We start from the raw sequence: 13,029 nt of genomic DNA on the forward strand, positions 1-13,029 counted from the left end.
CTAAAGCAGCTTGCGCAATGCAGTTGGGTTTTGATCGCCAACACTTCACCCTGCCAAGGGTTGGCATTTTTCTTGGATTGAATAAGGGCTGCCCGTCGCGCGTCAGACGCTGTTCGACAAATCCTGGGCCAGCGTTAAGTTCTTATTCGATTCGTGGTCAAAGGCCTTGTTACAGACCAATTCCATTTGGTGCGGATAGTCGGAAGGCTCCGACACCTGGGCGTCGCATGAAGCCAACCGGCCTCTCGACACCCAATTGCTGCTCATGCACCTGAATAAGGGTGAGCAGTGCCGGGAATTCAGTGCGGGCGATTGTAGATATGTAACGATTCATAAACCATGTCTCATCCCGAAATAATTTTTATCCATTCCAGCAACAATCATTAACGGTTTTCGCAAAAGTGCGGCATCTTATCGAAATTGATTCGCAACAAAAACACCAAAATAAGTAGGTCTACCACACCCAGTTCAGACAGTATCGAAGGCCCTTCGCCATCGCTCGACCCTGGCCAAGCCCCCATATGACAAGGGCTCTGGCAATTCGCCAAGGCCTGTTAAAACTGCCTGTTCCGGTTTTCCAGGGCTGAAGGACTCAGTCGCTTGAAAAGGCCAATTTCATTGCGTAATCGGGTACCAATCCAGCACCTCGAAATGCCTTGCGACACTCCTGCTGTGACAACGTGTCGCACATGCGCCACACCCCTGGTTGCCGCACACCACGGTCTATTGACTCGGCCTCTGAAATGCAAAAACGCCCCGGCCCTCTCATCGAGGACCGGGGCGTTTTTTTGGGTAACGCAACGGTGCGGCGGATAGCCTCAGCGCAGCGCTTTACGGTTACGCGAAATGAGCAGCGGCACTAGCACCACGACCAGTACAAAGGCGACCAGCGCCCACTGAGCGAGGGACAAGCCGAGAATTGGCGGATACGGTGTGGAGCAGAAGCCATCAACCTGGAACCCCAGCGGGAAGATCTTCGCCAGTGGCAAACCATCGACAATCGGTTGCAGCACATCGATGCCGCAGCTAACCGCAGGATAGAACTGCGTGAAGACGTGATGCCCGGCCACCGCAACACCGGCCAGGGCGCAGACCACCACCAGGGTTTCAAAGATTGTGATGCTGCGACGGGTACGCATGGCCGCCCCGATGAAGGCAAAGAGCGCGATCAGCAACAACGCATAACGCTGCAGGATGCACAGCGGGCATGGCGCCTCGCCCAGAACCACTTGCATGTACAGCGCGCCGCCGATCAGCGCCAGGCAAATGATGCCCAGCAATACCAGGTAGCGTCGCTCACGTCCCAACCGCATTGTTTCCTCGCTCATCGCGTTTCCCTTCTAGATATCGATTGCCTGGAAGTCTACACGCTGCCCCCGAGCTTTGAGAGCCCGGAGCACGTGGATAGATTGCGGGGGAATAAACGACAGGCCGGTTAAGAAGGGATTAACTTTTGAACGCTTTTCAGGAGGGTGCACGCAAAACCCTGTAGGAGCTGCCGCAGGCTGCGATCTTTTGATGTTGATCTCTAAGATCAAAAGATCGCAGCCTGCGGCAGCTCCTACAGATGCTAACCCTCAATCGCCGTAGATATCAGACTTGAAGTACTTGTCCGAGATCTTCTGGTATTCGCCATTGGCGCGAATGCCGTCGATGGCGGTGTTCAGCTCGGTGACCAACTCGGCGTTGCCCTTGCGCACTGCAATCCCGGCGCCGTCGCCCACGTATTTCGGATCCTTGAGCTCTGGCCCGACAAACGCGTAGCCCTTGCCACGAGGCATCGACAAGAAGTCATTCAGCGGGATGGTATCGGCAAAAATGGCATCGAGGCGACCGGCCGCCAGGTCCATGTAGATCTCTTCGTTGTTGCCGTAACGCTTGACGTTAATACCTTTTGGTTCGAAAACCTCAGTGGCGTAGCGGTCAGTGGTGGTTGCACGCTGCACGCCGACAGTCTTGCCCTTGAGGCTGGCGTACTGGTCATCCACCACTGCGCCGTCCTTCATCACCAGACGCGATGAGGTGAAGTAGTACTTGTGGGTGAAGTCCACCGACTTCTTGCGGTCTTCGTTGATGGTCATGGACGACAGCGCCATGTCGATTTTCTTCACTTTCAGGGAAGGAATCAGACCGTCGAACTCACCTTCGACCCAGACGCACTTGACCTTCATCTGCGCGCACAGGGCATTGCCGATGTCGTAGTCGAAACCGACAATCTCGCCTTGATCGGTTTTGGACGCGAACGGCGGATAAGCCGCTTCGATCCCGATGCGCAGGGTTTTGTCGGCGGCGAACAGGCTACTGCACGCCAACAGGCTCAGGGCCAGACCGGTGATGAGGGGGAATTTCTTCATGTTCGTTTTCTCGCGGTTTGTTGTTGGTTTGGCAAGACAGAAGAAGAAGCTGAAACGGAGAAGATATTTTTTGTACTTATAATTCCATACTGGACTTTTATGTATTGATCGTCAATTGGGACGAACGAAGTTATGCCGGCCGATGGTCGGGAGGGAATCAGTGGGATTTTTGGTGTTGCGGATGGCCCCATCGTTCCCTGTAGGAGCTGCCGCAGGCTGCGATCTTTTGATCTTGCTTTGAAACGAAGATCAAAAGATCGCAGCCTGCGGCAGCTCCTACAGGGAGCGTACCTGAGAGCGCTAAAGAACTTACTGCTTCCAGCGATCCGCCGCCGCATGATCGCTGTCACGCCCTTCAACCCAGCGCGGTCCGTCACGGGTGTTCTCTTTCTTCCAGAACGGCGCACGGGTTTTCAGGTAATCCATGACAAAGGCACAGGCCTCGAATGCCGCCTGGCGGTGGGCGCTGGCGGCACCGACGAAGACGATCGGCTCGCCCGGTTCGAGGGCACCAATACGATGCAGCACTTCAAGCTTGAGCAGCGGCCAGCGCTGCTCGGCCTCGGTGGCAATCTTGCCAAGGGCTTTTTCAGTCATGCCCGGATAGTGTTCCAGGAACATTCCGGCAACGTCGAGACCGTCATTGAAGTCGCGCACGTAGCCAACAAAACTCACCACAGCGCCGACGCCCACATTGGCAGCGTGCATGGCGTTGACTTCAGCACCCGGATCGAACGCCATGGACTGCACGCGAATCGCCATGGCTCAGCCCCCGGTGACGGTCGGAAAAAACGCCACTTCATCGCCATCGACCACTGGCTCGTCGAGCTGGCAGAGGTCTTCGTTGCGTGCGCACATCAGGTTCTGCTCACACAGCACCTCACTACCGTCGCGTTGCGCCAGGAGCGCACGCACGTCGTCGACAGTGGCGAAGTCACCTTCGACCTTCACCGAGTCCACGCCCAGCGCTTCACGGTAACGAGCAAAAAATTTCACGGTGACGTTCATGGCTGATCCGCCTGGAAGTGGCCGCTCTTGCCGCCAACCTTCTCCAACAGTCGTACGCTTTCAATGATCATGCCGCGATCAACCGCCTTGCACATGTCATAGATAGTCAGCGCTGCGACACTGGCGGCGGTCAACGCTTCCATCTCGACGCCGGTCTGTCCGGACAACTTGCAACGCGCAACGATGCGCACGGTGTCGTCGCCTTCGGCACTCAGTTCGACTTTGACGCCGGTGAGCATCAGCGGATGGCACAGAGGAATCAGGTCACTGGTTTTCTTCGCCGCCTGGATGCCGGCAATCCGCGCCACGGCGAACACATCACCCTTCGGGTGGCCGCCGCTGACGATCATCTGCAGGGTTTCGGGCAGCATGCGCACTAACGCTTGGGCCGTCGCCTCACGGAACGTCACGGCTTTTTCGGTGACGTCGACCATGTTGGCGCGACCTTGGGAATCGAGATGAGTCAGCACAGGGTTACTCCTGATCAGGAGCCTGGATTGTAAACCCGCGGGTCAGATTTCCGCACGCAAGATTATGCGTTCACCGACGACCCCCTGTAGGAGCGAGCTTGCTCGCGAAGGTGGATCAGGCACCGTTGTGTCGACTGACACACCTTCGCGAGCAAGCTCGCTCCTACAGGGGGTTTTGTGTCGGGCACAAAAAACCGGGCGGCTTTCAGGCCGCCCGGTTTGGGTGAGATTGTTACAAATGCGACTCGGCGTATTCGGCCAGAATCGAACGTGGCACCCCTTGCAGGGTGATGTGGACACCGTTCGGGAAGTCTTTGAAGCGTTCGGTCAGGTACGTCAGCCCGGAGCTGGTCGCGGACAGGTAAGGGGTGTCGATTTGCGCCAGGTTGCCCAGGCACACCACTTTGGAACCGGCGCCGGCACGGGTGATGATGGTTTTCATCTGGTGCGGCGTAAGGTTCTGGCATTCATCGATCAGGATCAGACTCTGCTGGAAGCTGCGACCCCTGATGTAGTTGAGGGATTTGAACTGCAACGGCACTTTGCTGAGGATGTAATCGACGCTGCCATGGGTGTTTTCGTCATCCATGTGCAAGGCTTCGAGGTTGTCGGTGATGGCGCCCAGCCAAGGCTCCATTTTTTCGGCCTCGGTGCCGGGCAGGAAACCGATCTCCTGGTCCAGGCCCTGCACGCTACGGGTGGCGATAATCCGGCGGTAGCGCTTACTGACCATGGTCTGCTCGATCGCCGCCGCCAGCGCCAGGATGGTTTTACCCGAGCCTGCAGCACCCGACAGGTTGACCAGGTGAATGTCCGGATCGAGCAAGGCGTACAGCGCCAGGCTCTGATAGATGTCACGCGGTTTCAGGCCCCAGGCTTCCTGGTGCAACAGGGGTTCCTGATGCAGGTCGAGAATCAGCAGCCGGTCTTCCTCGATCTCCTTGATCCAGCCGACGAAACCCTGCTCATCGATGATGAACTCGTTGATGTGCACCGCCGGCAGGTTGTCAATCAGCTGCACCTGATGCCAGGTGCGACCGTGGTCCTGACGGGTATCGACATTCCTTACCCGGTCCCAGAAGGAGCCGGTCATGTTGTGATAACCATTGGGCAGCAACGAAACGTCATCAACCAGTTGGTCGGTGCTGTAGTCCTCGGCCGCGATCCCGCACGCCCGGGCCTTGAGGCGCATGTTGATGTCTTTGGTGACCAGCACGACGGGCAGATTCGGTTCGCGCGCGTGCAGGTCAATCAACTGGTTGATGATGATGTTGTCGTTCAGGTGTTCGGGAAGAATGATGTTCGGCTCGGCACGCTTGCTCATCAGAATTGACAGCAAACCCTTGGGCCCACTTTTTCCACGCTGGATCGGCACACCCAGTTCAACGTCTTCGGGGCTGGCATCGCCCAGCGTCTTGTCGATCAGGCGAATCGCCTGACGGCATTCCGCAGCCACGCTGTGATGCCCGCTCTTGAGCTTGTCCAGCTCTTCAAGCACGGTCATCGGGATCGCGACGTGGTGTTCTTCGAAGTTAAGCAGGGCGTTTGGATCGTGAATCAATACGTTGGTATCGAGTACATAAAGGATTGGCTGGTTGGAGGAAGAACTACGTCCGTGATCATCCATACTCGGTCACCTTTGTGGGAGCCAGTCGACGCAATACCGTGACAGTGCTGCGCCTCGAAGTGACTACCGAATTCACCTGTGGAGGATCAAGTGAACTGCATCCATAGCTGGGTCTTGGGAGACGCCACCTGTGTTGCAGGTTTCGGCGGTCTGTCTTCGTAATACTCCAAAACCCATGACAGAAAAAAGTACTTTGACGTTTTTTTGAAGTTTATTTTTCAGAGTGACCAATAGCACTAGGCGGATTGCCATCACCCCGTTAAAGTCGGAAGTCCGCCTGCATCGAAATCCCTCCTGAATTTGCCCCATCCCCAACGTTTGTTGGCTTTCGCCGTTTCAGCGAAACGCGTCCTGACAATCTTCCCATCCGATCCCGCTTGGCGCCGTTTGCGTGATAAGCCAGGGCATCGCCGTTTTCACCGCATCCTGCTTCGCATTGAAGTTGATCACCCCATGGCGCCACAGCAACATCAGGGTCAGCACCCGCTGTCCACTCTGATTGCCTTTGAGCTTGCCCGCACCGTCCTGTGCATCGATATCCCACAGCGCCACTCGCAATCCCTGGGACGTGAAGAAGCCTTCGGCGTCCGAACGGCGCTGGCCATCGGGCGGACGAAACAGCGGGACGAAGTTCTCCGGCAGTTTGCCTTTAACCAGTTCAACGCTGCGTCGCACCGAATCCTGCCAGTCCTGCCAGTGGCTGTGGGAGCGAAACTCCCAACCCTGCACGCCGATGCACTGTTGCGAGTACGTCGCTTGCAGATTGGCCACCGAGTGCTCACCCAATCGGGCCTGGATGTCCTTGCCCAGGACAAAGAACGTGCCGCTCATGTTCGACTTGCGCAGGGACTCCGCAATCCAGGCCGTGTTGTCCGGCAAGGCATTCGCGGCGCTGTCGAAGGTCAGCAGAAACAACCGGTCATTCATCTCATCGCCGTTGCGCTCGTAGTCGCCAAAACGATCGATTTCACTGCTGGTTTGCGGAAACAGCGCCGCTTTGCGCAATTGCTCGTCCAGGTACCGGGCGTGGAACAACCGGCTCGGCTCGGCCCACTTTATGTAATAGCTATCGTCGCTGACCTGAAACTTGGCGGCCTGCCCGCGCAGGGTCTCCATGTCCTCGACCAGGAAACAAAACGAAGCATCCTGATCGCAGCTCTGCTGCGCGAAGTTGTAATTGGCCAACAGGCGCTGCCACATGCGCTGGCGCAGGTGGTTGATCGACTCCAGATTGATCCTGCGCAAGCCTAATCGCTGGGCCAGGCTCGCTTCGTCCAGGGATTCACTGGCCAGCAGGACACGGGCGAACATGAGTATCTCGGCCCGCGATGCAACGTCGAACAGGGTCGGGCTGCTGAGCTGTTCAGGCCAGGCAGCGCGATCAAACGTCGCCACATCGCCTGGCGCCGCCAGGGCACCGAAACTCAACAGCCACGCCGACAATAGAAAAACGATACGCAATGGGATGTCTCCATAACAAAACCCGCGCGGCACTATATCGCGGGAAGATCAAAAGATCGCAGCCTCGCGCTGCTCGACAGCTCCTACAGGGATTGGCGCGTCCGGGTTATCCCAATTTCACGTCAACTCGGTCCTGTAGGAGCTGTCGAGCGAAGCGAAGGCTGCGATCTTGTTCCATGACACCACCGATCACCTATGACACCCATAGCTGGAGTCAACACGGACAACCCCCTAGAATCGCCCCACGATTAAAGGAGACGACTTCATGCTGATGGTGATTTCCCCCGCCAAGACCCTCGATTACGAAACACCGCCGGCGACCCAGCGCTTTACCCAACCGCAATACCTCGATCATTCCCAAGAGCTGATCATGCAATTGCGCGATCTGGCACCTGCGCAAATCAGTGAATTGATGCACGTCTCCGACAAGATCGGCGGGCTCAATGCCGCGCGTTTCGGTAGCTGGACGCCAGCGTTCACGCCAGAAAACGCCAAGCAGGCGCTGTTGGCGTTCAAGGGTGACGTGTACACCGGGTTGAACGCTCAAACGTTCAGCGAAGCCGATTTCGACTATGCCCAACAGCACCTGCGCATGCTGTCCGGCCTCTACGGCCTGTTGCGTCCACTGGACCTGATGCAGCCGTATCGGTTGGAGATGGGCACCAAACTGGCGAATGCCCGCGGCAAGGACCTGTATGCCTTCTGGGGCACGCGGATCAGCGAATGGCTGAACGAAGCCTTGGTTGATCAAGGGGATGACGTGCTGTTGAACCTGGCGTCCAACGAGTACTTCTCAGCGGTCAAGCGCAGCGCCTTGAACGCCCGCATCATTAACACCGAGTTCAAGGATCTGAAGAACGGCCAGTACAAAATCATCAGTTTCTACGCGAAAAAAGCGCGCGGCATGATGAGCCGCTTCGTCATCGAAGAGCGTATCAACGACCCGGCAAGCCTCAAGCAATTCGATGTACAAGGCTATCGCTACAGCGCCGAACAGTCGAAACCGGACAATTTGGTTTTCCTGCGCGATCACACCCCCGAGTAACGCAATCGTCGGCGCACGACCTCATAAAATCGTCGTGCGCCATCGCCTGATCATCGAAGCAATCCCCGCCTTAATCGCCATTTTGTTGGCGTCAAAATTCAATCAGTCAGTTTTCTAACTTTTGTTTCACTCGACTTTGATGATTTTTTTCAGTAGTGGCACTGAAAATTTTTATCGGTAGTGGCACAAACCCATCTAATTCGATAATTCGCCTATATATAAAGGGCCAAACAGTAAGTGCTATCAATATGAAAGCAGTGCCATCTTTCTCAATATTTCAAGAAATTTCATAATTCGCGATGGGCGGACTGGAACTATGTCCAAATGCGTCGCTCATACCACCGGTAACGATTCTCTCCGTGCTCGTACGAGATAACTTACGCAGATAAGAGATTCACGCAGCGAAGTTGTCACATTAACTTCTGCTGATTTATCCCTGATTTGGGCAACACATGAAGGACAGGAGATAACGTATTAACACTATCCCCTACAAGGCCAAGGCTGCGCCCCTATAAACGTGCTCACCTGAGCACCCAACCGCTTGATTTACAGGCTTACGGCCTGGCATTGAGCGCGCAAGACCTTTGCACGAACGTCCTCTGACCAGAGGATCCGCTGCATAACAGGGCACGCCATAATAATAAAGCCTAGTTACGCATACCTTGAGTGCGCTTATTTGGACACTCGGAACTTTGTATGCCTGCACACGGCATTGTGGCGTCTGTCATGCCGCACTTGCTAGTGCACTATGACCGCTGAACACCATTAACTCCGGCCATGTAATGGCTTGATAATCACAGAGGTAAATGCGATGCGCATCAGCATATTTGGTTTGGGTTACGTCGGTGCAGTATGTGCCGGTTGCCTGTCTGCACGGGGCCACGACGTCGTTGGCGTCGATGTTGCCAAAGACAAGATCGATATGATCAATGCCGGCAAATCGCCGATCGTTGAACCGGGTCTGGGCGAACTTCTGCAGAAGGGTATTGAGACCGGCCGTCTGCGCGGCACGACCAATTTCGCCGAGGCGATTCGCGACACCGACTTGTCGATGATCTGCGTCGGTACGCCGAGCAAGAAGAACGGCGACCTGGAACTGAACTACATCGAAGCCGTGTGCCGCGAGATCGGTTTTGTCCTGCGTGACAAGACCTCCCGCCACACCATCGTGGTTCGCAGCACCGTACTGCCGGGCACCGTCGCCAACGTGGTGATCCCGATCCTCGAAGATTGCTCCGGCAAGAAAGCCGGCGTCGACTTCGGCGTGGCGGTCAACCCTGAGTTCCTGCGTGAAAGCACTGCGATTGCGGATTACGACCTGCCACCGATGACCGTTATCGGCGAGTTCGACAAGGCTAGCGGCGACGTTCTGCAATCGCTGTACGAAGAGCTCGACGCACCGATCATCCGCAAGGACATCGCCGTTGCCGAGATGATCAAGTACACCTGCAACGTGTGGCACGCCACCAAGGTGACCTTCGCCAACGAGATCGGCAACATCGCCAAGGCTGTCGGCGTCGATGGTCGCGAAGTGATGGAAGTGGTCTGCCAGGACAAAACCCTGAACCTGTCCCAGTACTACATGCGCCCTGGCTTCGCATTCGGCGGTTCATGCCTGCCCAAAGATGTACGCGCCCTGACCTTCCGCGCCGGTTCGCTGGACGTCGATGCACCGCTGCTGAACTCGCTGATGCGCAGTAACGAATCGCAAGTGCAGAACGCCTTCGACATCGTTTCCAGCCACGACAAACGCAAAGTTGCCCTGCTGGGACTGAGCTTCAAGGCCGGCACCGACGACCTGCGCGAAAGTCCGCTGGTTGATCTGGCGGAAATGCTGATCGGCAAGGGCTACGACCTGAGCATCTACGACAGCAACGTCGAATACGCCCGCGTTCACGGTGCGAACAAGGATTACATCGAGTCGAAGATTCCTCACGTCTCGTCCTTGCTCAACGCTGACTTCGACGACGTGATCAACAACTCCGACGTGATCATCCTCGGCAACCGTGACGAGAAGTTCCGCGCCCTGGCGCTGGAAGCTCCACACGGCAAGCAAGTGATCGACCTGGTCGGCTTCATGTCCCAAGCCACCAGCGTTACCGATCGCACCGAAGGCATCTGCTGGTAACGCGGTCGTAGGAGCTGTCGAGAGAAACGAGGCTGCGATCTTTCCGGGTTCACTTGAGTCTTGAGTGACCCCGGGCTCTTGAACCCCAAGCGAAAGATCAAAAGATCGCAGGCTCCGCCAGCTCCTACAGGATTTCTGGCGTCATCCGGATCGGGTGTCGTCAGTTTTCACAAGCCTGCCTTAACCCCATCGGGCCACCCCACAGGCTCGCCCGAGATCGAGACGGATGCAGACTATGCACAGGCTAAAGCACGGCCTACTTCAGGCCGCCGGTTGGCTGTTTTACCTAAGTTTATTGATGGGCATCGCCATGGCGTTGCCTGCGTCCACGTTCGACTCCGAGTCGAAGGACTTCATCTTCCTGATTGGTTTTATCGGGATCTGGCGTTACTCGATGGGTGCCACGCACTTTCTGCGCGGCATGCTGTTTCTGTACGTGGTCTACCCGCACCTGCGGCGCAAAGTGCGCAAACTGGGCGAAGCGGCAAACCCGTCCCATGTCTATCTGATGGTCACGAGTTTCCGCATCGACGCGCTCACCACCGCGCAGGTGTACAGCTCGGTAATTCGCGAAGCGATCGACTGCGGTCTGCCTGCCACCATGGTGTGCTCGATCGTGGAAATGTCCGATGAGCTGCTGGTGAAAAGCCTTTGGGCCCGGATGAATCCACCAGACCGCGTCAAACTCGACTTCGTGCGTATTCCCGGCACGGGTAAGCGCGATGGTCTGGCCTACGGTTTCCGCGCCATCTCCCGCCACCTGCCGGACGACCGCGCCGTGGTAGCAGTGATCGATGGCGATACCGTGCTCGCCCCCGGCGTCGTGCTCAAGACCGTGCCGTGGTTCCAGCTGTTCGGCAACGTCGGCGGCCTGACCACGAACGAGTTCTGCGAAGTGCGCGGCGGTTACATCATGAGCGAGTGGCACAAACTGCGATTCGCCCAGCGCCACATCAACATGTGCTCCATGGCCCTGTCCAAGCGCGTGCTGACCATGACCGGCCGGATGTCGGTGTTTCGTGCGACGGTCGTGACCGACCCGGACTTCATCGCCGACGTGGAAAGCGACTCGCTGCAACACTGGCGCCTGGGCCGCTTCAAGTTCCTTACCGGTGATGACAAATCGAGCTGGTTCAGCCTGATGCGCCTGGGCTACGACACGTTCTACGTGCCGGACGCCGCGATCCACACCGTGGAGCACCCGCCGGAAAAAAGCTTCATCAAGGCCAGTCGCAAACTGATGTTCCGCTGGTACGGCAACAACCTGCGCCAGAACTCCCGCGCCTTGGGCCTGGGGATGAAACGCCTCGGCCTGTTCACCTCGGTGGTGCTGTTCGACCAGCGTGTGTCGATGTGGACATCGCTACTTGGCCTGACCGTCGCGCTCATCGCCAGCTTCAAGTACGGCACCGCGTTCATCCTGGTTTATCTGCTGTGGATTGGCATTACCCGCCTGATCCTGACCCTGCTGCTGTCTTGCTCCGGTCACCGGATCGGCCCGGCCTACCCGGTGATTCTCTATTACAACCAGATCGTCGGCGCGCTGGTGAAGATCTACGTGTTCTTCCGCCTCGACCAACAATCCTGGACTCGCCAGGACACCAAATTGACCCGTGATCTCGCCAGCTTTCAACGTTGGTTCAACACCTGGTCGTCTCGGACCATGACCTTCTCCGCCGGCAGCATTTTTGTCGCCGTGCTGCTGATGATGGTCTGACCGAACTCGCCTGAATTAACTAGGAAATCGCCCATATGAATACCGCCGTCAACGCCAACGTAGTGCATGAATCAGAAGCCCAGCGCCAACACGCCCGAGTGAAAATCCCGGCCAAGTTGCGCTTCTTCGGTCCTGACCGGACCCCGGTTGAAGCTCGAGTGATCGACCTGTCCGCTGGCGGACTGGCCTTCAATGCCGGTCAGTTGCCACTGAAGATCGGCGATGTGTACAAGGCTCGCCTGCAATTCGTCATCGATAACCTCGGCCTGGCCATGGACGTGGAATTGCAGGTGCGCTCCTTCGATCGCCCGACCGGTCGTGCCGGCTGCCAGTTCCAGAACCTGGAACCACAAGACATCTCGACCCTGCGTCACCTGATCACCTCTCACCTGGCCGGCGACATCGTCACCATGGGTGAAGTGCTGGCAACGCTGCAGCGCGACAACTTCACCAAGGCACGCAAGGTCAAGGATGGCGGCCACGGCATGAGCCCGTTCGGTCGTCTGCGTGCAGTGACGTTCAGCCTGGCGATTTTCCTCGTCGGCCTGGCGGCGTTCGGTTTCATTTTCAAATCGGTGTACGGCATGTACTTCGTCAGTCACGCACAGGCTGGCCTGGTCACCGTGCCGGGGATGAACATCACCATGCCGCGTGACGGCACCGTGCAGAGCCTGATCAAAGCTGACGGCATTGCCGCCAAAGGTGCTCCGCTGGCGACGTTCAGCACCAGCATGCTCGACGTGCTCAAGGGCCATCTGGACGAAGAGCAACTGCAACCCGCCAAGGTTGAAGAACTGTTCGGCAAGCAAATGACCGGCACCCTGACCTCGCCGTGCGATTGCACCGTGGCGCAGCAACTGGTCGCCAACGGTCAGTACGCCAGCAAGGGCGACGTGATCTTCCAACTGGTGCCGCGTAACACCCAAGCCAATGTTGAAGCACGCTTCTCCTATCGCCAGTTCGGCGACGTGCTTCCAGGCAGTCCGGTCCGCTTCCAGATCGCCGGTGAAAACAAATCCCGCACCGGCAAGATCGTCAGCAGCACCAGCCTGAAAAGCGCGGACCTGTCCTCCGACATCCGCGTGCTGATCCAGCCGGACGAGCCACTGGACAGCAAGTTAGCCGGTCGCCCGGTTGAAGTGAACAGTGACCGTGGTCCGAACCTGAGCTGGCTGATCGACAAAGCCATGGCTTCCGGTCTTTAAGCAGAGGACATGCC

Annotated in this window: 11 protein-coding genes; 4 read left to right on the forward strand and 7 right to left on the reverse strand. The window is 57.2% G+C overall.

Annotated elements, in window-relative coordinates; genetic code table 11:
• Positions 1 to 818: 818 nt before the first annotated feature.
• The 7 genes from JFU37_RS07905 to JFU37_RS07935 all read right to left on the reverse strand — a co-directional run bounded on the left by JFU37_RS07905 (position 819) and on the right by JFU37_RS07935 (position 6,920).
• Positions 819 to 1,328: a disulfide bond formation protein B gene (locus JFU37_RS07905; RefSeq protein WP_201114773.1), complete on the reverse strand. Its 510-nt coding sequence runs from the start codon at positions 1,326 to 1,328 to the stop codon at positions 819 to 821.
• A 249-nt stretch (positions 1,329 to 1,577) separates the two neighbouring features.
• Positions 1,578 to 2,354, reverse strand: coding sequence for an ABC transporter substrate-binding protein (locus JFU37_RS07910; RefSeq protein WP_201114774.1), 777 nt, complete (start codon positions 2,352 to 2,354; stop codon positions 1,578 to 1,580).
• Between the two features lie 309 nt (positions 2,355 to 2,663).
• Entirely contained in the window at positions 2,664 to 3,116 is a 453-nt protein-coding gene (gene moaE / locus JFU37_RS07915; RefSeq protein ID WP_201114775.1) for a molybdopterin synthase catalytic subunit MoaE, read from the reverse strand.
• Positions 3,117 to 3,119: 3 nt separating this feature from the next.
• Entirely contained in the window at positions 3,120 to 3,362 is a 243-nt protein-coding gene (locus JFU37_RS07920; protein WP_201114776.1) for a MoaD/ThiS family protein, read from the reverse strand.
• Complete coding sequence (gene moaC, locus JFU37_RS07925) at positions 3,359 to 3,832, reverse strand: cyclic pyranopterin monophosphate synthase MoaC (RefSeq protein ID WP_201114777.1); 474 nt, start codon at positions 3,830 to 3,832, stop codon at positions 3,359 to 3,361. The genes JFU37_RS07920 and moaC overlap by 4 nt, the downstream gene beginning before the upstream one ends.
• Before the next feature lie 232 nt (positions 3,833 to 4,064).
• Positions 4,065 to 5,459: a PhoH family protein gene (locus JFU37_RS07930; RefSeq protein ID WP_201114778.1), complete on the reverse strand. Its 1,395-nt coding sequence runs from the start codon at positions 5,457 to 5,459 to the stop codon at positions 4,065 to 4,067.
• Between the two features lie 336 nt (positions 5,460 to 5,795).
• Complete coding sequence (locus JFU37_RS07935) at positions 5,796 to 6,920, reverse strand: polysaccharide deacetylase family protein (RefSeq protein WP_201114779.1); 1,125 nt, start codon at positions 6,918 to 6,920, stop codon at positions 5,796 to 5,798.
• 265 nt (positions 6,921 to 7,185) lie between these two features.
• Here JFU37_RS07935 and yaaA point away from each other — a divergent pair, with 265 nt between their 5' ends.
• The 4 genes from yaaA to JFU37_RS07955 all read left to right on the forward strand — a co-directional run bounded on the left by yaaA (position 7,186) and on the right by JFU37_RS07955 (position 13,015).
• Positions 7,186 to 7,965 carry a peroxide stress protein YaaA gene (gene yaaA, locus JFU37_RS07940; RefSeq protein WP_201114780.1) on the forward strand — a complete coding sequence of 260 codons (780 nt, stop codon included), beginning with the start codon at positions 7,186 to 7,188 and terminating at the stop codon, positions 7,963 to 7,965.
• Positions 7,966 to 8,776: 811 nt separating this feature from the next.
• On the forward strand, positions 8,777 to 10,093 hold the full coding sequence (locus JFU37_RS07945; protein ID WP_201114781.1) for a nucleotide sugar dehydrogenase: 1,317 nt from the start codon (positions 8,777 to 8,779) through the stop codon (positions 10,091 to 10,093).
• Positions 10,094 to 10,328: 235 nt separating this feature from the next.
• Positions 10,329 to 11,810, forward strand: coding sequence for a mannuronan synthase (alg8, locus tag JFU37_RS07950; RefSeq protein WP_201114782.1), 1,482 nt, complete (start codon positions 10,329 to 10,331; stop codon positions 11,808 to 11,810).
• A 35-nt stretch (positions 11,811 to 11,845) separates the two neighbouring features.
• Positions 11,846 to 13,015 carry an alginate biosynthesis protein Alg44 gene (locus JFU37_RS07955; protein WP_201114783.1) on the forward strand — a complete coding sequence of 390 codons (1,170 nt, stop codon included), beginning with the start codon at positions 11,846 to 11,848 and terminating at the stop codon, positions 13,013 to 13,015.
• Positions 13,016 to 13,029: the final 14 nt, after the last annotated feature.

It is taken from the genome of Pseudomonas sp. TH41, from assembly GCF_016650695.1.
GTDB lineage: Bacteria > Pseudomonadota > Gammaproteobacteria > Pseudomonadales > Pseudomonadaceae > Aquipseudomonas.